The 18,216-nt window shown below is 56.3% G+C and carries 18 protein-coding genes; 11 read left to right on the forward strand and 7 right to left on the reverse strand.

Annotated elements, in window-relative coordinates; translation table 11 throughout:
* Positions 1 to 52 precede the first annotated feature (52 nt).
* Entirely contained in the window at positions 53 to 859 is an 807-nt protein-coding gene (tcdA, locus tag LRS40_RS11515) for a tRNA cyclic N6-threonylcarbamoyladenosine(37) synthase TcdA (RefSeq protein ID WP_106994438.1), read from the forward strand.
* On the opposite strand, the gene csdE is transcribed toward tcdA, so the two are convergent.
* Positions 850 to 1,290 carry a cysteine desulfurase sulfur acceptor subunit CsdE gene (gene csdE / locus LRS40_RS11520; protein ID WP_142486953.1) on the reverse strand — a complete coding sequence of 147 codons (441 nt, stop codon included), beginning with the start codon at positions 1,288 to 1,290 and terminating at the stop codon, positions 850 to 852. The two genes, tcdA and csdE, sit on opposite strands and share 10 nt — an antisense overlap.
* Positions 1,287 to 2,495, reverse strand: coding sequence for a cysteine desulfurase CsdA (csdA, locus tag LRS40_RS11525; protein WP_142486952.1), 1,209 nt, complete (start codon positions 2,493 to 2,495; stop codon positions 1,287 to 1,289). The genes csdE and csdA overlap by 4 nt, the downstream gene beginning before the upstream one ends.
* Positions 2,496 to 2,687: 192 nt before the next feature.
* Between csdA and LRS40_RS11530 the strand changes: the two genes are divergently transcribed.
* From LRS40_RS11530 to rlmM, 4 genes are all read left to right on the forward strand, one after another.
* The gene (locus LRS40_RS11530) at positions 2,688 to 2,915 is read left to right on the forward strand and encodes a YgdI/YgdR family lipoprotein (RefSeq protein ID WP_032613722.1); all 228 of its coding nucleotides are present in this window, start codon (positions 2,688 to 2,690) and stop codon (positions 2,913 to 2,915) included.
* Between the two features lie 349 nt (positions 2,916 to 3,264).
* Positions 3,265 to 4,179 (forward strand): glycine cleavage system transcriptional regulator GcvA, encoded by a 915-nt coding sequence (gene gcvA, locus LRS40_RS11535; protein WP_039029917.1) that lies wholly within the window; start codon positions 3,265 to 3,267, stop codon positions 4,177 to 4,179.
* Positions 4,180 to 4,224: 45 nt separating this feature from the next.
* On the forward strand, positions 4,225 to 4,620 hold the full coding sequence (locus LRS40_RS11540; protein ID WP_039029918.1) for a DUF423 domain-containing protein: 396 nt from the start codon (positions 4,225 to 4,227) through the stop codon (positions 4,618 to 4,620).
* Positions 4,613 to 5,713, forward strand: coding sequence for a 23S rRNA (cytidine(2498)-2'-O)-methyltransferase RlmM (gene rlmM, locus LRS40_RS11545; RefSeq protein WP_142486951.1), 1,101 nt, complete (start codon positions 4,613 to 4,615; stop codon positions 5,711 to 5,713). Before LRS40_RS11540 ends, rlmM begins: the two co-directional genes overlap by 8 nt.
* A 42-nt stretch (positions 5,714 to 5,755) precedes the next feature.
* Here the strand turns inward: rlmM and xni are convergent, their stop codons facing one another.
* The 5 genes from xni to queF form a co-directional block, all read right to left on the reverse strand.
* A complete protein-coding gene (gene xni, locus LRS40_RS11550; protein ID WP_231313738.1) occupies positions 5,756 to 6,511 on the reverse strand; it encodes a flap endonuclease Xni in 756 nt (251 codons plus the stop codon).
* A 113-nt stretch (positions 6,512 to 6,624) separates the two neighbouring features.
* Complete coding sequence (locus LRS40_RS11555; RefSeq protein WP_142486949.1) at positions 6,625 to 7,992, reverse strand: L-serine ammonia-lyase; 1,368 nt, start codon at positions 7,990 to 7,992, stop codon at positions 6,625 to 6,627.
* Between the two features lie 63 nt (positions 7,993 to 8,055).
* Positions 8,056 to 9,345 (reverse strand): HAAAP family serine/threonine permease, encoded by a 1,290-nt coding sequence (locus tag LRS40_RS11560; protein ID WP_142486948.1) that lies wholly within the window; start codon positions 9,343 to 9,345, stop codon positions 8,056 to 8,058.
* Positions 9,346 to 9,886: 541 nt separating this feature from the next.
* A complete protein-coding gene (gene ppnN / locus LRS40_RS11565; protein ID WP_142486947.1) occupies positions 9,887 to 11,251 on the reverse strand; it encodes a nucleotide 5'-monophosphate nucleosidase PpnN in 1,365 nt (454 codons plus the stop codon).
* 116 nt (positions 11,252 to 11,367) lie between these two features.
* Complete coding sequence (gene queF, locus LRS40_RS11570; RefSeq protein ID WP_156264550.1) at positions 11,368 to 12,210, reverse strand: NADPH-dependent 7-cyano-7-deazaguanine reductase QueF; 843 nt, start codon at positions 12,208 to 12,210, stop codon at positions 11,368 to 11,370.
* 69 nt (positions 12,211 to 12,279) lie between these two features.
* Between queF and syd the strand changes: the two genes are divergently transcribed.
* From syd to LRS40_RS11600, 6 genes are all read left to right on the forward strand, one after another.
* A complete protein-coding gene (gene syd / locus LRS40_RS11575; protein ID WP_156264549.1) occupies positions 12,280 to 12,825 on the forward strand; it encodes a SecY-interacting protein in 546 nt (181 codons plus the stop codon).
* A 632-nt stretch (positions 12,826 to 13,457) separates the two neighbouring features.
* On the forward strand, positions 13,458 to 13,784 hold the full coding sequence (locus LRS40_RS11580; RefSeq protein WP_142486944.1) for a YqcC family protein: 327 nt from the start codon (positions 13,458 to 13,460) through the stop codon (positions 13,782 to 13,784).
* Positions 13,781 to 14,554 (forward strand): tRNA pseudouridine(65) synthase TruC, encoded by a 774-nt coding sequence (gene truC, locus LRS40_RS11585; RefSeq protein WP_231313739.1) that lies wholly within the window; start codon positions 13,781 to 13,783, stop codon positions 14,552 to 14,554. Before LRS40_RS11580 ends, truC begins: the two co-directional genes overlap by 4 nt.
* A 24-nt stretch (positions 14,555 to 14,578) precedes the next feature.
* On the forward strand, positions 14,579 to 15,028 hold the full coding sequence (locus tag LRS40_RS11590) for a flavodoxin (protein WP_231313740.1): 450 nt from the start codon (positions 14,579 to 14,581) through the stop codon (positions 15,026 to 15,028).
* Positions 15,029 to 15,513: 485 nt separating this feature from the next.
* Positions 15,514 to 16,869, forward strand: coding sequence for a galactarate/glucarate/glycerate transporter GudP (gudP, locus tag LRS40_RS11595; RefSeq protein WP_142486941.1), 1,356 nt, complete (start codon positions 15,514 to 15,516; stop codon positions 16,867 to 16,869).
* Positions 16,869 to 18,209 (forward strand): enolase C-terminal domain-like protein, encoded by a 1,341-nt coding sequence (locus LRS40_RS11600; RefSeq protein ID WP_142486940.1) that lies wholly within the window; start codon positions 16,869 to 16,871, stop codon positions 18,207 to 18,209. The genes gudP and LRS40_RS11600 overlap by 1 nt, the downstream gene beginning before the upstream one ends.
* Positions 18,210 to 18,216 lie beyond the last annotated feature (7 nt).

Below are 18,216 nucleotides of genomic sequence, written 5' to 3' on the forward strand. Positions count from 1 at the left end.
TATGTTTTCCGGGGTGAGGGGCAACTCTCACCCTTTTTACATCTGAGGTCCTATGTCTGTGGTAATGAGCGAAGCCTGGCGCCAGCGTTTTGGTGGCACCGCGCGTTTATATGGTGAGAAAGCCCTGCAACTGTTTGCCGATGCGCACGTCTGCGTGGTCGGGATTGGTGGCGTCGGCTCATGGGCGGCGGAAGCGCTGGCACGAACCGGGATCGGCGCCATTACGCTTATCGACATGGATGATGTCTGCGTCACCAACACCAACCGGCAGATCCACGCCCTGCGCGACAGCGTCGGGCTGGCGAAATCCGAGGTGATGGCGGATCGCATTCGCCAGATCAACCCGGAATGCCGCGTCACCGTGATCGATGATTTCGTGACGGCCGATAACGTTGCCCAGTACATGGGAGCCGGCTACAGCTACGTGATTGACGCCATCGACAGCGTGCGCCCGAAAGCGGCGCTAATCGCCTGGTGTCGTCGCAATAAAGTGCCGCTGGTGACCACCGGCGGGGCGGGCGGGCAGATCGACCCGACGCAGATCCAGGTGACCGACCTGGCGAAAACCATTCAGGATCCGCTGGCGGCCAAGCTGCGCGAGCGCCTGAAAAGCGATTTTGGGGTGGTGAAAAACAGCAAAGGCAAGCTGGGGATTGACTGCGTATTCTCCACGGAAGCGCTGGTTTATCCGCAGGCGGACGGCTCAGTCTGCGCCATGAAGAGCACCGCGGAAGGGCCAAAACGGATGGACTGTGCCTCCGGGTTTGGCGCGGCCACTATGGTGACCGCTACCTTTGGTTTTATCGCTGTTTCTCACGCCCTGAAAAAGATGATGGCAAAGGCGGAACGTCAGGCCTGACGCGCCGCCTCCAGCACCGCCTCACTCAGCGCAGTCAGCCCCTGGCTGCGCGAGGCGCTCAGCTGGCCGCGTAACCCCAGTGCATCAAACAGCGCCAGCGGGCTTTCGCTAAGGATCTGCGCGGCGCTTTTTCCCTCTATCGCCGTCAGCAGCACGGCCAGTAATCCGCGCACAATGCGGCCTTCGCTGTCGCCATAAAAGTGCAGCTTATCCCCGACGGGCGTCATCCCAAGCCAGACGCGGTTCTCACAGCCGGGGATCTCCTTCGCCTGCGCCTTCAGTTCATCGGACAGCGCGGGCAGCTGCTTACCCAGCAGGATTAGCTGGCGATACTTGTCTTCCCACTGGGTCAGCGGGGCGAAGGTCTGTTTCAACGTCTCTTCAGTGATGACGGTGCCGAACGGATGTCCGGCGAGAGTTGGGCTTGTCATTCATCCACCAGTAAAGCAAGGGCGCGATCGACGGCGGCAACCAGCGCGTCGACGTCGCTTTGGGTGTTATAGGGGGCAAACGAGACGCGCAGCGTGCCGTTAACGCCGAGCGCCGCCAGCAGCGGCTGGGCGCAGTGCTGCCCGGCGCGCAGAGCAATACCGTATCCCGCCAGCAGCGTTACCATGTCGCTGTGATGCACTCCGGCAAAATCGAACGCCAGCAGGCTCGAATCCTGGACGCGGAAAGAGCGAAAACCGGGACGCTTTTTTAGCGCTTCTTCGGCCAGCGTTGCCAGCCCGCGGCTCCAGCTCTCCGCCTGCTGCAGATCGACCTCCGCCAGCCACTCCAGCGCCGCGCTCAGGCCAATCACCCCGGCGACGTTGGGCGTCCCGGCTTCCAGGCGATACGGCACCGCCTGGGTTTTGAAGCCGTCGAAGCTCACCTCGGTGATCATCTTGCCGCCGCCGAGCCACGGGGTCATCTGCTCCAGCAGCTCCGCTTTACCATACAGCGCGCCAATCCCGGTCGGCCCGTACAGCTTATGTCCGGAGAAGGCATAGAAGTCGATATCCAGCTGCTGCACGTCCGCCGGAAAATGCACCACTCCCTGTGCGCCATCGACTACCACCACCATGCCGCTGGCATGGGCGAGCTGAATGGCGCGGGCCAGGTCCGGGCAGCCGCCGGTAACGTTGGACATCTGCCCCAGCGCGAGGATACGGCTGCGCGGAGTGATAAATTCGGGCAAGCGGGCGACATCTGCTAATAAATCGGCCCCCAGGGGGAGCTTCACTACCCGCGCGCCGGTCTGCTCGGCCACCATCAGCCACGGCACCAGATTGGCGTGATGTTCCGCCTCGCTGACGATGATTTCGTCGCCTGGCTGGAGGCGTGGACGGGCATAACATTGCGCCACCATATTGATGGCCTCGGTGGTGCCCCGCGTCCAGACAATGTTTTTACCGCTTTCGGCATTAAGCAGCTGTGCGACCTGATCGCGGGCTGCTTCATAGCGCGCGGTTAAGCGTTGCGCCTCGGCAAACTGGCTGCGATGCACATTGCCTGCGCTCAGGCTGTAAAACTGGTTCGTGGCCTCGATCACCGCCTGAGGCTTTAGGGCTGTCGCGGCGCTATCAAGATAGACGCCGGCATCGGCCAGCGCCGGGAACTGCGCGCGAAAATGGGCAGGGCTGAATGCGTTCATGGAATTCCTCTTCATCGTGAATAGATCGTCGCGCAAATTCAGCGGCAGGGCAAGGAGGTTGATCTCTATCGGAATTGTCTGTTTATCCTGGCGTAACAGACGAAGCAGGTTATGCTGAAATAGTGTCAGGAGAATGTTTTAGCCTGTTATGAAACACGCTTTTAATAGCATTAATTGCTAAAGGAGAAGAAGATGAAAAAGACTATCGCAATTGCCTCTGCCTGTATGCTGACTTTTGCCCTGAGCGCCTGTTCCGGTAATAACTATGTGATGCACACCAACGATGGCCGCTCTATCGTCTCTGAAGGTAAGCCACAAACCGATAATGATACCGGCATGATCTCGTATAAGGATGCGAACGGGAATAAACAGCAGATCAACCGCAGCGACGTGAAAGAGATGGTTGAACTGGACCACTAACGGAATTGCAGACAAAAAAAAGCACCGCAATTGGGCGGTGCTACATTAATCACTATGGACAGACAGGGTAAATGTACAGGAAGTGAAAAATTGGTAGCGTCGCTACCGAGGTCTGAATCGCAGACCAATTGCAAACACAACAACACAACATCACAACCGTAAGCCAAAAGCCCTTCAGAACACGCATTCCAAAAAAAGCTTTTCGTTCCGGCTCAGGAAGTGCCGCCACTATAGGTATTTGCTGGTAGTTCCTCAACGGACAATTTATAATGGCTCAGATAAAAAAAACTAATAGGTTAAACGTTGTTTCCTGTTTGTTAAAAGCCGTTAACATCTAAGCCAGATAACCATGTCCAAGCGATTACCACCTCTTAATGCATTACGTGTATTTGATGCTGCCGCCCGCCATTTAAGCTTCACGCGCGCGGCCGATGAGCTTTTTGTGACTCAGGCCGCAGTAAGTCATCAAATCAAGTCCCTTGAGGATTTTCTGGGCCTCAAGCTGTTCCGCCGCCGCAATCGTTCCCTGCTTCTGACGGAAGAGGGGCAGAGCTATTTTCAGGATATTAAAGAGATATTTTCCCAGCTGACGGAAGCGACGCGTAAGTTACAGGCGCGCAGTGCCAAAGGGGCGCTGACGGTCAGTTTATTGCCCAGTTTTGCCATTCAGTGGCTGGTGCCGAGGCTCTCAAGCTTTAACTCAGCTTATCCGGGAATTGATGTCCGAATCCAGGCCGTCGACCGTCAGGAGGACAAGCTGGCCGACGACGTTGACGTAGCGATTTTCTATGGCCGCGGCAACTGGCCAGGGCTGCGTGTCGAAAAATTGTACGCGGAGTATTTGCTGCCGGTCTGCTCGCCACTACTCTTAACGGGCGAAAAAGCGTTAAAGGCACCAGAAAATCTGGCGCAGCATACGCTTTTACATGATGCTTCTCGCCGCGACTGGCAAACTTATACCCGCCAGCTTGGTCTTAACCATATAAACGTGCAGCAGGGCCCCATCTTCAGCCACAGTGCGATGGTGTTACAGGCTGCCATTCACGGACAGGGCGTGGCGTTGGCTAACAACGTTATGGCGCAGTCCGAAATTGAGGCCGGCCGCCTGGTCTGCCCCTTTAATGATGTTCTGGTCAGTAAGAACGCTTTTTATCTGGTTTGTCATGACAGTCAGGCAGAACTGGGTAAAATAGCCGCGTTTCGCCAGTGGATCCTGGCAAAGGCGGCCAACGAGCAAGAAAAATTCCGCTTTCGGTACGAGTAACACTTTCTTTTGCGCGCAGGACGCGCATAACTTCAGGACAGAAACATGACCAGCCGTTTTATGCTGATTTTTGCCGCGGTGAGTGGCTTTATTTTTGTTGCGCTGGGCGCCTTTGGCGCACATGTCTTACGCAAATCATTGGGTGTGGTGGAGATGGGCTGGATCCACACCGGTCTGGAATATCAGGCGTTCCATACCCTGGCGATCTTCGGATTAGCCGTGGCGATGCAGCGCCGGATTAGTATCTGGTTTTACTGGAGCAGCGTATTTATGGCGCTGGGCACCGTGCTCTTCAGCGGTAGCCTGTACTGCCTTGCGCTGTCGCATTTACGCCTGTGGGCGTTTGTTACCCCGGTCGGCGGCGTCAGCTTCCTGGTCGGGTGGGTATTAATGTTAATCGGTTCGTTCCGTCTGAAACGCAAGGGCGTTGTTCATGAATAAAGTTGTCTTATATTGTCGCCCGGGCTTTGAAAAAGAGTGTGCTGCGGAGATCACTGATAAAGCCGCGAAGCGCGAAGTGTTTGGTTTTGCCCGCGTGAAAGAGAACGCGGGCTATGTTGTTTTCGAATGCTATCAGGCAGATGACGCGGAAAAACTGGTGCGCGATCTGCCGTTTAGCTCGCTGATTTTTGCCCGTCAGATGTTTGTCGCGGGTGAACTTCTGAAAGATCTTCCGCCTGAAGATCGCATTACGCCGATTGTTGGCATGCTGCAGGGCGTGGTGGAGAAGGGTGGCGAGCTGCGCGTTGAAGTTGCCGACACCAACGAAAGTAAAGAGCTGATGAAGTTCTGTCGCAAATTTACCGTGCCGCTGCGCGCGGCACTGCGTGAGGCGGGTGTGTTGACCAACTACGAGACACCAAAACGTCCCGTGGTGCATATCTTCTTTATCGCCCCAGGCTGCTGCTATACCGGTTATTCGTACACCACCAATAACTCGCCGTTCTTTATGGGCATCCCACGTCTGAAGTTCCCGTCTGATGCCCCAAGCCGTTCAACGCTGAAACTTGAAGAGGCGTTTCACGTCTTTATTCCCGCTGATGAGTGGGACGAACGCCTGGCAAACGGTATGTATGCGGTCGATCTTGGCGCCTGTCCGGGCGGCTGGACCTATCAGCTGGTGAAACGCAACATGTGGGTTTCCTCCGTCGACAACGGCCCGATGGCACAAAGCCTGATGGATACCGGACAGGTGACCTGGCTACGTGAAGATGGTTTCCGCTACCGCCCAACCCGCAACAACATCTCCTGGATGGTGTGCGACATGGTAGAGAAACCAGCGAAAGTGGCGGCCCTGATGGCTTCCTGGCTGGTCAACGGCTGGTGTCGTGAGACCATTTTTAACCTCAAGCTGCCAATGAAAAAGCGCTATGAGGAGGTCTCGCAGAACCTGGCCTACATTCAGGAGCAGATGGATGAGCACGGTATTAACGTGGTGATTCAGGCGCGCCAGCTGTACCACGATCGCGAAGAAGTCACCGTGCATATCCGCCGCTGGTGGGCTGCCGTGGGCGGTCGTCGCGACGAGAGATAGTTCCCCTCACCCTGACCCTCTCCCCATAGGGGAGAGGGAACGTTAATGCTCTAACCTGAGCTGCTGCAAATTCCCGTCTAACTGTAAATCGATCTGCAACCGCGCCACGTCCCGGCAGATAAACGCCATCTCTTTGTGCGCTTCCAGTTTTTTGCGCCACTTCTCCGGCACCGCATCCAGACGGGCGTAAATCCCTTCCAGATCCTGAAAATCGGTCAGCAGCTGGGCTGCGCTTTTCGGGCCAATCCCGGCAACGCCTGGTACTTTAGAGCTGCTGATCCCCGCCAGCCCCCAGTAATCCGGCAGCTGCTGCGGCGAGACGCCAAACTCACTGGCGATAAAGGGGGCGTCGAGCCAGCGTTTCTGGAAATAGTCGCGGATGCGAATGTTGGGAGAAAGCAGCTGGCAGTAGCCCTTGTCGGTCGAGACGATGGTGGCCTGATGCCCGGCGCTGGCAACTTTTACCGCCAGCGTGGCGGCCAGATCGTCGGCTTCGTTGCCCTGGGCCCCCCAGCAGGGAACCCCGCGCTGTTCAAAAGCGGCGCGAATGGCGGGCATTTCGGCGTGCAGATCGTCCGGCATGGGCGCGCGCCCGGCTTTGTAATCCGGCAGGCGCTGGTGTCGCCAGCCGCTGTTACGGGCTTCATCGTCAAACACGGCGACCACGTGACTGGGCTGGCTGTGGCGAATAAGCTGCTCCAGCGCATGCAGGCAGGTATCCTTGCAGGGCGTGCCCTGAACCGCGTGGATGCGCCGGATAAGGTTCAGCGCGTCGACAATAAGCAAATGAACGGCCACAGATTTTCTCCCTTCTGTTCAGTCAAATAAGGGTAACACTGTCGGCGGGGGGAAACTACGTGTGGCGGGGCGTTCGGGAAGGAGCCTCGCAAAACAAGGCTCCTTTTTTGCACTTAGTCGCAGGCGACAATCTTCATCGCCAGACCACCGCGGGAGGTTTCGCGGTATTTGGCGTTCATGTCTTTCCCGGTCTCATACATGGTTTCGATCACTTTATCGAGGCAGACGCGCGGCTCGCTGGTACGGCGCAGCGCCATACGCGCGGCGTTGACCGCCTTGACGGAGGCAATGGCGTTACGCTCGATGCACGGCACCTGTACCTGACCGGCTACCGGATCGCAGGTCAGACCGAGGTTATGCTCCATCCCGATCTCCGCCGCAATGCAGACCTGCGTCGGGCTACCGCCCAGCAGCTCCGCCAGGCCTGCCGCCGCCATGGAGCAGGCCACGCCCACTTCGCCCTGGCAGCCCACTTCCGCGCCGGAGATGGAGGCGTTCATCTTGTACAGCGAGCCAATAGCGCTGGTGACCAGCAGATAGCGGGCCAGCGAGTTAGCATTCACTTCGCGAATAAATTTGTCGTAATAGGCCAGCACTGCCGGAACGATGCCGCAGGCACCGTTGGTTGGCGCGGTGACCACGCGGCCACCCGCGGCGTTCTCTTCGTTTACTGCCAGCGCGAACATGTTGATCCAGTCCACCACCGCCATCGGGTCGCTGGTGGTTTTGTCGCTGCTGACCAGCATGCGGCGCAGGGCGGCAGCACGTCGCGGCACGCGCAGTTTGCCCGGCAGAACGCCCTCGGTGGTGATCCCGCGTTCAATACCGCCGCGCATCACCTCCCAGACGTTAGCAAAGTGCTGTTCCAGCTCTGCTTTGCTGTGTAATGCCAGCTCGTTTTGCATCATCAGGCCGGAGAGTGACAGACCGCTCTCCTGGCAATGGCGCTGGAGATCGGCCGCCGATTTATACGGATAAGGGACCGCAACAGGTGCGCTGTCGCTCTGCCCAAAGTGGTCTTCGTCGACGATAAAACCGCCGCCGATGGAGTAGTAAGTTTGGCTGTAAATCACCTTGTCGCCTGCCAGCGCGGTGATCCGCATGCCGTTTTCGTGCAGCGACAGGTTGTCGGCATGGAAATTCATGCAGCGATCAACCGGGAATTCAACTTCATGTTCACCCTTCGCCAGCAGCAAGCGGCTGTGGGTGTTAACGTCCTGGATAAAGCCCGGGATGGCATCAATATCGACGCTATCCGGCAGGTTGCCCGCCAGGCCCATAATAATGGCGATATCGGTATGGTGACCTTTGCCGGTCAGCGACAGGGAGCCGTAAACATCCACCACCACGCGGGTTGTGTCGTGCAGCATTCCGCGTGCAATAAGATCGTCCGTGAACTGTTTACCGGCTTTCATCGGCCCGACGGTGTGCGAGCTGGATGGACCAATACCAATTTTGAAAATATCGAAAACGCTAATCATGATGCGTCCGTTGCTTTACGTCTTGGGAGAAGAGTGCGCCGTCCGAAGACGGCGCGGGAGGAATTAAGCGAACAGCGAGAAGAAGATAGCGGAGATAGCAATCAGACCCATAATCACAACGAAGACGTTGCTGATCTGGCCGCTGTATTTACGCATCGCTGGCACTTTCTGAATCGCGTACATCGGCATCAGGAACAGGATCATCGCGATAACCGGGCCGCCCAGGGTTTCGATCATCCCGAGGATGCTCGGGTTCAGGGTGGCAACCGCCCAGGTGGTCAGCAGCATGAACAGAGCAGTGATCTTGTTCAGCTTGTTGATTTCAATGCTCTTGCCTTTACCGCGCAGAGATTTAATCACCATGCCGTTAAAGCCTTCACGTGCGCCCAGGTAGTGGCCGAGGAAGGATTTGGTAATCGCGATAATGGCGATGATTGGCGCCATCCAGGCAATGACCGGTGCGTTAAAGTGGTTCGCCAGGTAAGACAGGATAGAGATGTTCTGCTCTTTCGCTGCCGCCAGATCCGCCGGAGCAAGGCTCAGTACGCAGCTGAAGACGAAGAACATCACGGTCAGCACCATCATCACGTGAGCGCGAGCCAGGATGCTGGAACACTTCTTCTCGGCACCCTGACCGTACTCTTCACGCTTCGCAACCGCGAAGGAGGAGATGATCGGGGAGTGGTTGAAGGAGAAGACCATTACCGGGATTGCCAGCCACAGGGTCATCCACAAGCCGTTGCCGGTCGCAGATGCGCTGCTCAGGGAGAGGGTTTCCAGCGCCGCGCCGTTCCACTGTGGGATCAGGTAGCAGGCCAGCACCATCAGAGCGATAACGAACGGGAACACCAGCACGCTCATTGCCTTCACAATCATCTGCTCACCGAAGCGCACGATGGTCATCATGCCGACAATCAGGATCAGCGACAGAATGGCGCGCGGCGGCGGGGTCATGCCCAGCTGGTGGGTCATGAAGCTGTCAACGGTGTTGGTGATCGCCACGCTATAAACCAGCAGGATTGGATAGATAGCAAAGAAGTAGAGCAGGGTAATCAGTTTACCGGCGCCAACACCGAAATGTTCTTCAACGACTTCGGTGATGTCTTCGCCCGGGTTTTTACCAGAAAGCACAAAACGGGTCAGGCCGCGGTGTGCAAAGTAGGTCATCGGGAAGGCAATGATCGCCATGATGATCAGCGGAATTAAGCCGCCCACACCTGCGTTAATAGGAAGGAAAAGAACACCAGCGCCGATTGCTGTGCCGTACAGGCCGAGCATCCACATGGTATCTGTTTTACGCCATCCGCTTCGGGTTTCAATCGAAGCAACGGTGCTGGTTTGAGTGGTTTCCATTGTGTCTCCAGGAAGTAGCTAATGTCAGGTTTCTGGTCAAATTCGATGCAAAAAGGGCTAATCGTAATATGAAATTCGCTCAGCGACGGTTTTTATATAATTTTTCTCCGTAACTATTGGCGGGCGGAAAGATACATTTTAGTAATGGATCTATCAGTGATCCCGATCTCAAATGCGATAATCCACTTATGATGTGGGTATCTTTAGACCATTTGTCTGCTAAGAAAACGTCAGGGCGAATTTCTGGGCGCGAAGGCTACCATTAACGATATGTGGCGAGATAGATCCGCCTGAAAGATAGGAGGCATACGCTGTAAAAGCATCGGTTTATAGGATTTTTTCATGCTTTATGGCATTTGTGGCTAATAAATCACGCTCCAGGAAACAACGTAATCGTTTGCGTGGCGTTATAAAATAGCAAAAAGATAAGTAATAGTGATGTTGCAAACCAGGCCATGTGGCTGAAGGTAATAAAAAAGCCGGGAGGCGAAGGGCCATTCCCGGCGGGGGAGAGTGCCCGGCATGCGAGCCGGGCGGGTCGTTACGCAGAAATCTCGTAACAGGGGATATAGGCAGAGCCGGGAAGCTTCATACGGTGCTGAGCGACGAAGCCCTGCAGCAGATCGTCCATGCGGCGCATCATTTCGCGATCGCCATGGATTTTATAGGGGCCAAACTCTTCAATGGCCTGGATGCCCACCTCTTTCACATTACCGGCGACGATGCCCGAGAAGGCGCGACGCAGATCGGCGGCCAGCACTTCAACTGGCTGATCGGGATAGAGTTTCAGGTTGGCCATGTTTTCGTGCGACGGCTCAAACGGGATCTGTAGATCCGGTGAAATGCGGATCGACCAGTTAAAGCTATAGGCATCCCCGGTATCACGGCGGTTCTCTTTCACCAGCGGCATGGCCTTTTTCATCAGGCGCGCCACTTCCGCGGCATCGTCGATGATGATGCGATAGTGACGGCGTGCCGTCTCGCCCAGGGTATGCACGATGAATTCATCCAGCACACGGAAGTAGTCTGCGCTCTCTTTCGGCCCGGTCAGGATCAGCGGCAGGACCTGATCCTGGTTGGCCGGATGCATCAGAATACCCAGCAGATAGAGCAGCTCTTCTGCCGTACCCACGCCGCCCGGGAAGATGATGATCCCGTGTGCGATACGCACAAACGCCTCCAGACGTTTCTCAATGTCCGGCATGATGATCAGTTCGTTAACCAGCGGATTCGGCGGCTCAGCGGCAATGATTGACGGCTCAGTCATGCCGATGAAACGGCCCTCTTTATAGCGCTGCTGGGCATGACCCACCGCCGCACCCTTCATCGGCGCTTCCATCGCGCCCGGACCACAGCCGGTGCAGATGTTCAGCTCGCGCAGCCCCAGCTGGGTGCCCACGCGACGGGCGTAGAGGTATTCGGTTTCGTTAATGGAGTGACCGCCCCAGCACACCACCATGCTTGGGGCTTCGCCCACGTGCAGGGCGCGGGCGTTGCGCAGAATAGAGAACACCAGGTTGGTGATATGGGCCGAGCTTTCCAGGTTCAGATGCTGAAAACGACCGGCGTTACTGATCTGGCCATTCACAAACAGGATATCGCGCAGTACGGCAAACAGGTTGGCCTGCAGCGCGCGAATAATGCGCCCGTCAACAAAGGCATCTTCCGGTGGGTTAATCAGCTCCAGCTTCACGCCACGTTCGCGGCGCAGAACGTTAATATCAAAGCTTTCAAAGCGGGACAGCAGCTCTTTGCTGTTGTCGGTGAGGCTACCGGAGTTCAGAACGGCAAGTGAACAGTTGCGAAACAATTGATAAAGATCGCTGCTGGCCGTGCTCTTGAGCATGTCCACTTCCAGCTGCGACAACATATCCATTGAGCCAAGCGGGCTTATATGTGTAATCAAGTGAGCTCCTTACGGGACGTTTATCGTCTTTCCCTGCTGATTACAATAGCCCTGGCTTATGACCTTTCACAACCCAAAGCGCGGAACGGACCGCGCATATTGTGAATTTATTTATCTTACTGACGGACTAAACGACCGATCGCCGGAACAAAATCGCCGTTGCTGCGCCACGGATTGATATCCAGTCCGCCACGGCGGGTATAGCGGGCGTAAACGCTCAGCGTCTCTGGCTGGCAGAAATGCAGAATGTCGTTAAAGATGCGCTCCACGCACTGCTCGTGGAACTCATTGTGGTTACGGAAGGAGACCAGGTAGCGTAGCAGCTTCTCGCGATCGATTTTCGCGCCGCGATACTGGATCTGTACCGAACCCCAGTCAGGCTGATGGGTGATAAGGCAGTTGGATTTCAGCAGGTGGCTGACCAGCGTCTCTTCTACCAGGTTGCCGCTGGCGGCGTTTTCCAGCCAGGCGGTATCAAACTGGTAGTTGTCGATTTCGATCTCCTGATCGTCAATGCAGGTGCCGTGGAAGTGGGCGATCGGCTGGCCTTCCAGCTCGTCAATGCGGTAGAGGGCAACGGTTACTTTCCCCTGCGCGCAGGCGCTCAGGTCGCGTTCCAGCGTGCGCTGCACCGCTTCCCAGCTCTCAAAGCGCGTCTGGTTGAAGCTGTTGAGGTAGAGCTTGAAGCTTTTAGACTCCACCAGATTGACGCTGGTGTAATCCAGCTCAACGTGGCCCACCGCCACCTGCGGTAAGCCGCGGGCGTTAAGCCAGGAGAGCTCATACAGCGTCCAGATATCACCGCCGTGAAAGGGCAGGCTATCGGCCTTCAGCCCCAGCGGATCGCGGTTAAGACTGCGAGGTACCCCCTGTAACAGGCTGGCGTCATAGGTGTCGCGATAGGCGGTGGTTTTGCCCAGGGTTAAGCCTGATAAGGCATCATGATTTTCGTAAGACATGTTTCGTTGTCACTTTAAAGGTAAACTATGCAGCTGAGTGTATCCTGGCTTATATGAAGAGAGAAACCGGTGGATAAAGAGACTGCTGCTGCCTTAACCGCGTTTACGGCGCGTTACTGTGACGCCTGGCATGAACAGAAAGGGACATGGCCGCAAAGCGAGGCGCTGTATGGCGTCCCTTCGCCCTGTATTATCACCTCTTCCGGGGATACCGTGATCTGGCAGCCCCAGCCGTTTACCGCAGAGCAGAATGTAAAGGCGATTGAACGCGCAATGGACATTGTGGTACAACCTGCGGTCCACGCGTTCTATACCACACAGTTTGCCGGGGATATGTGCGCTCGCTTTGATAACGAGATGCTGACTCTGCTGCAAACCTGGAGTGAAGAGGATTTGCTGCGCGTGCAGGAGAACCTGATTGGGCATCTTGTGACCCAGAAGCGCCTGAAGCTATCGCCAACGCTCTTTATCGCCACCCTCGACAGCGAAATGGATATCCTCTCTGTCTGCAACCTCACGGGGAACGTGGTAAAAGAGACGCTGGGCACGCAGAAACGCCAGTTCCTCTCTGCTTCCCTTACGGATTTCCTCAAGCAACTGCATCCCGTCGTGTAATCCTGAATACTACTGCGCGTGTGAGAGATCTCTTACAAAGCTTGTAAGAGATCACCGTAATAACCGATACGCGCAACATATTATGCTGCCAGATAACTCATTAATTATCAGCTTGTTGAGTAAGAATCTGGCAGTAATAAGATGTAACATCTGTTTAATTTAGCTTACGGAGTGCCTTGTAAGACGAAGCGGAATAGGGGATTCTATGTCCGTCGACAGGAAGCCGACACGAGAAACGAACATCAGGATGATGGCGTTTCTTAACGTAGGACACGTCAGGAAGGCGTTACAGGGAAGGCTTCAGGACGAAGCAAAAGGATAACGCAGGATGCGTGAAGGACACCTCCAGGACGGAGAATGAGAGCCGGTAAGGATGTCCGGTGGGTCAGGAAGGCCAGGACGTTTCAGGATGAAACCGTCACATCAGGATGATGTGCGCAGGATGCAGTGGTCGAGGGAAGACCAGACCTTCGGGTCAGAGGAAAAGTTGTCACGGATGAGCAGGGAGCACTAAAAGTAGCTGGATTGCTGCGAAACGAACCGGGAGCACTGTTTTTACAGTGCTCCCTTTTTTTATTTCTGCGTGGTCTTTGCTATGCTGCCCGCCGTTCAGATTTTCAGTTGAGGTTTTCATGACGCATCACGACCATGTGCGCGCGCAGCTGCACGCCATCGAAGCTTTAATGCGCGATCATCAACTGTGGCAGGAGGCGGCGCCGCAGCCTGACGCGTTTGAGAGCACGCAACCTTTCTGCATGGACACCCTGGAGCCGTTTGAGTGGCTGCAATGGGTGCTTATTCCCCGCATGCATGCCCTGATTGAGGGTGGACATCCGCTGCCGCAAAACTTTGCCGTCGCGCCTTATTATGAAATGGCGCTGGACGCTGCCCATCCGTCACGCGACGCGGTGCTGGCGGCATTGCTGGCGCTGGACACGCTCTTTGGCGATGAAGCATGATTGAGATCCTTTATCAGGATGAGTGGCTGGTTGCGGTCAATAAACCTTCCGGCTGGCTGGTGCACCGGAGCTGGCTCGATCGCGATGAAAAAGTGGTGGTGATGCAGACGGTGCGCGATCAGATTGGTCAGCATGTCTTTACCGCCCACCGTCTCGACAGACCGACCTCAGGCGTGCTGCTAATGGGGCTCTCCAGCGAGGCCGGACGACGCCTGTCGCAGCAGTTCGAGCAGCATCAGATCCAGAAACGCTACCATGCGATTGTCCGGGGCTGGCTGACCGAGGCCGCGACGCTCGATTATCCGCTGGTCGAAGAGCTGGATAAAATCGCCGATAAATATGCCCGCGATGATAGAGGCCCACAGCCCGCGGTGACGGACTATCGTGGTCTGGCAACCACCGAACTGCCTGTCGCTATCAGCAAGTTCCCGACCACGCGCTACAGCCTGGTCGAACTGGAGCCAAAAACCGGGCGGAAGCACCAGCTTCGACGTCACCTTTCCCATCTGCGCCATCCGATTATCGGCGACAGCAAGCACGGCGATCTGCGGCAGAACCGCAGCGCGGCGGAGCATTTTGGCTGCAACCGTCTGATGTTGCACGCCAGCCAGCTGAGCCTGGTGCATCCGTTTACCGGCGAGCCGCTGACGATCCGGGCCGGGCTTGATCCGGTTTGGATGCAGGCGCTGTCACACTTTGGCTGGTGCGGGCAACTCCCCGAAAATGAAAGGGTTGAGTTTGATCCCGCCAACGTTCAGGATGAACGTTAATTGCATTCATTGAGGGAGTAAACCATGGCTGTAGTCGGAATTTTTGTCGGCACGATGTATGGCAATTCGCTGCTGGTGGCCGAAGAGGCCGAAGCTATTCTTGCGGGAATGGGCCATAAAGCCACGGTCTATGAAGATCCCGAACTTGCCGACTGGGAAAAATACCAGGGCCAGTATACGCTGGTGGTCACCTCGACAACCGGGCAGGGCGATCTGCCGGACAGTATCGTACCGCTGTTCCAGGGCATCAAAGACAAGCTGGGTTATCAACCGGAGATGCGCTACGGCATCATCGCGCTGGGTGACAGCACGTATGCGAACTTCTGTGGTGGCGGCAAGCAGTTCGACGCCCTGTTACAGGAGCAAAGTGCTCAGCGCGTGGGGGAAGTGCTGATGATCGATGCCTCTGAACATCCTGAGCCCGAAAGCGAAGCCAACCCCTGGGTTGAACAGTGGGGTACATTGTTAAAATAAGTTCTGGCCCTCCCTGCTGCGGAGGGCCAGAACCCGTTGCCAGTTAACAAAGCGACCTTACAGCCAGTGTAAGGGCACTGAATCGAGTAAGCATTGGGCAATCGCCCGTAATTCCGTACATTAATAGCGGGTATTGGCAGGCATTTTCACTGCGTCAAGCGACCTGTTTCACACTCCCGTCAATCCCTGCCGCCAGCGTGCCGTTTACCGGCGTGCAGTTTTCATTTCCGTGAAGTCTCTTCCATTCTCCTGGGCTTTTGCCACAAACAACCGCACAGCGGTGTACCAATGTTGTGTTGTTGCACGGTGAGAGGGGTCTTGATCCTTTCTTATACTTTTTCCGCCAGTTAATAAAAATGCAGTCGGTAAGGCAAAAGACCTCAACGTTCAAAACTGCAAAAACACATACACGTCATTCTGATTACCCTACAGGTGTGCTGTTCAGAATGAACGTAGCGGAAATGCTATGATTCAGGAGTGCAAGAATGAGTACATTAAGCCAGGCGGCGAGCAGCGCTGAAAAGCGTACCAATGCCCGCTATTGGATAGTGGTGATGCTGTTTATCGTCACATCCTTTAACTATGGCGACCGCGCCACGCTGTCGATTGCCGGTTCCGAAATGGCAAAAGATATCGGTCTGGATCCGGTCGGTATGGGGTATGTTTTCTCGGCATTTTCATGGGCCTATGTTATCGGCCAAATCCCTGGCGGTTGGTTGCTCGATCGCTTCGGTTCAAAACGCGTCTACTTCTGGTCCATCTTTATCTGGTCCATGTTTACCCTGTTACAGGGCTTCGTCGATATCTTTAACGGCTTTGGCATCATTGTCGCGCTCTTTACCCTGCGCTTCCTGGTCGGGCTGGCAGAGGCGCCTTCCTTCCCGGGTAATAGCCGCATAGTGGCAGCCTGGTTCCCGGCGCAGGAGAGGGGAACGGCGGTGTCCATTTTTAACTCCGCGCAATACTTCGCGACCGTCATCTTCGCCCCAATCATGGGCTGGCTGACCCACGAAGTGGGCTGGTCACACGTGTTCTTCTTTATGGGCGGGCTGGGTATCGTAATTAGCTTTGTCTGGCTGAAAGTGATCCATGAGCCGAACCAGCATCCGGGCGTAAACCAGAAAGAGCTGGATTACATCGCCGCAGGCGGCGCGCTGATCAACATGGATCAGGCCAAAAGCAAAGAGAAAGTACCGTTCAGCCACAAGTGGGGCCAGATTAAACAGCTGGTTGGCTCCCGTATGATGGTGGGGATCTACCTCGGTCAGTACTGCATCAACGCCTTAACCTACTTCTTTATCACCTGGTTCCCGGTCTATCTGGTTCAGGCGCGCGGCATGTCGATTCTGAAAGCCGGGTTTGTGGCCTCTGTTCCGGCGATCTGCGGCTTTGTCGGCGGCGTGTTAGGTGGGGTGATTTCCGACTGGCTGATGCGTCGTACCGGCTCTCTGAATATTGCCCGTAAAACGCCGATCGTGCTGGGTATGCTGCTCTCTATGTCGATGGTGGTGTGTAACTACGTTGATGCCGAATGGATGATTATCGGCTTTATGGCGATGGCCTTCTTCGGTAAAGGGATTGGGGCGCTGGGCTGGGCGGTGATGGCGGATACAGCGCCGAAAGAGATCAGCGGCCTGAGCGGCGGTCTGTTCAACATGTTCGGCAACATCTCCGGGATCGTCACTCCGATTGCCATTGGTTATATCGTCGGCACCACCGGGTCGTTCAACGGAGCGCTGATCTACGTAGGTGTCCACGCCCTGGTGGCGGTACTGAGCTACCTGGTGCTGGTGGGTGATATCAAACGTATCGAACTGAAACCTGTCGCGGAGCGTTCATAATGAGTATGCAATCGAGCCCTGTTGTAACCGAAATGAAGGTTATCCCGGTTGCCGGTCAGGACAGCATGCTGCTGAACATCGGCGGCGCGCATAACGCCTGGTTTACCCGCAATATCGTGGTGCTGACCGATAACGCCGGGAATACCGGCGTCGGGGAAGCCCCCGGCGGCGAGGTGATCTACCAGACCCTGGTGGATGCCATCCCGCAGGTGGTGGGTCAGGAGGTGGCGCGGCTGAATAAAGTGGTCCAGCGCGTGCACAAGGGCAACCAGTCTGCCGATTTCGATACCTTTGGCAAAGGTGCCTGGACATTTGAACTGCGGGTGAATGCCGTGGCGGCGCTGGAAGCGGCGCTGCTGGATCTGCTCGGCAAAGCGTTGAACGTGCCGGTGTGCGAACTGCTCGGCCCGGGCAAACAGCGCGATGCGGTCACCGTGCTGGGCTATCTCTTCTACCTGGGCGATCGCACCAAAACCGATCTGCCCTATCTGGAACGTTCGCCGGGTAGCCACGACTGGTATCACCTGCGCCATCAGGAGGCGCTCTCCAGCGAGGCGGTGGTGCGTCTGGCGGAAGCGGCCCAGGATCGCTACGGCTTTAAAGATTTCAAACTGAAAGGCGGCGTGCTGCCGGGCGAGCAGGAGATCGAGAGCGCCCGTGCTCTGAAAAAACGCTTCCCGGATGCGCGTATTACCGTCGACCCCAACGGCGCCTGGCTGCTGGATGAGGCCATCGCGTTGTGCAAAGGCCTGGGCGATGTCCTGACCTACGCCGAAGATCCGTGCGGCGCCGAGCAGGGCTTCTCCGGCCGTGAGGTGATGGCGGAGTTTCGCCGCGCCACCGGCCTGCCGGTCGCCACCAATATGATCGCCACCAACTGGCGCGAAATGGGCCATGCGGTGATGCTGAATTCGGTGGATATCCCGCTGGCCGATCCGCACTTCTGGACCCTCTCCGGCGCGGTTCGTGTGGCTCAGCTGTGCGACGACTGGGGCTTAACCTGGGGTTGCCACTCTAATAACCACTTCGATATCTCGCTGGCGATGTTTACCCATGTCGGCGCCGCCGCACCCGGCACGCCAACGGCTATCGACACCCACTGGATCTGGCAGGAAGGCGAAGCGCGCCTGACCAAAAATCCACTGGAAATTAAACACGGCAAGATTGCCGTACCGGATGCACCGGGGCTTGGCGTGGAGCTTGACTGGGATCAGATCCACAAAGCCCACGAAGCCTATAAGAAACTGCCTGGCGGCGCGCGTAATGACGCAGGCCCGATGCAGTACCTTATCCCCGGCTGGACATTTGACCGTAAACGCCCGGCGTTTGGTCGTCACTGATTAAAGG

Source organism: Leclercia sp. G3L (assembly GCF_021117075.1).
In the GTDB taxonomy this organism is placed as follows: Bacteria; Pseudomonadota; Gammaproteobacteria; order Enterobacterales; family Enterobacteriaceae; genus Enterobacter; species Enterobacter adecarboxylatus_C.

Bases quoted from the DNA above. Each gene is read 5' to 3' on its own strand.
- tcdA (WP_106994438.1), top strand. From the start codon at position 53: ATGTCTGTGGTAATGAGCGAAGCCTGGCGCCAGCGTTTTGGTGGCACC.
- csdE (WP_142486953.1), bottom strand. From the start codon at position 1,290: ATGACAAGCCCAACTCTCGCCGGACATCCGTTCGGCACCGTCATCACT.
- csdA (WP_142486952.1), bottom strand. From the start codon at position 2,495: ATGAACGCATTCAGCCCTGCCCATTTTCGCGCGCAGTTCCCGGCGCTG.
- LRS40_RS11530 (WP_032613722.1), top strand. From the start codon at position 2,688: ATGAAAAAGACTATCGCAATTGCCTCTGCCTGTATGCTGACTTTTGCC.
- gcvA (WP_039029917.1), top strand. From the start codon at position 3,265: ATGTCCAAGCGATTACCACCTCTTAATGCATTACGTGTATTTGATGCT.
- LRS40_RS11540 (WP_039029918.1), top strand. From the start codon at position 4,225: ATGACCAGCCGTTTTATGCTGATTTTTGCCGCGGTGAGTGGCTTTATT.
- rlmM (WP_142486951.1), top strand. From the start codon at position 4,613: ATGAATAAAGTTGTCTTATATTGTCGCCCGGGCTTTGAAAAAGAGTGT.
- LRS40_RS11555 (WP_142486949.1), bottom strand. From the start codon at position 7,992: ATGATTAGCGTTTTCGATATTTTCAAAATTGGTATTGGTCCATCCAGC.
- LRS40_RS11560 (WP_142486948.1), bottom strand. From the start codon at position 9,345: ATGGAAACCACTCAAACCAGCACCGTTGCTTCGATTGAAACCCGAAGC.
- queF (WP_156264550.1), bottom strand. From the start codon at position 12,210: ATGTCTTACGAAAATCATGATGCCTTATCAGGCTTAACCCTGGGCAAA.
- LRS40_RS11580 (WP_142486944.1), top strand. From the start codon at position 13,458: ATGACGCATCACGACCATGTGCGCGCGCAGCTGCACGCCATCGAAGCT.
- truC (WP_231313739.1), top strand. From the start codon at position 13,781: ATGATTGAGATCCTTTATCAGGATGAGTGGCTGGTTGCGGTCAATAAA.
- LRS40_RS11590 (WP_231313740.1), top strand. From the start codon at position 14,579: ATGGCTGTAGTCGGAATTTTTGTCGGCACGATGTATGGCAATTCGCTG.
- gudP (WP_142486941.1), top strand. From the start codon at position 15,514: ATGAGTACATTAAGCCAGGCGGCGAGCAGCGCTGAAAAGCGTACCAAT.
- LRS40_RS11600 (WP_142486940.1), top strand. From the start codon at position 16,869: ATGAGTATGCAATCGAGCCCTGTTGTAACCGAAATGAAGGTTATCCCG.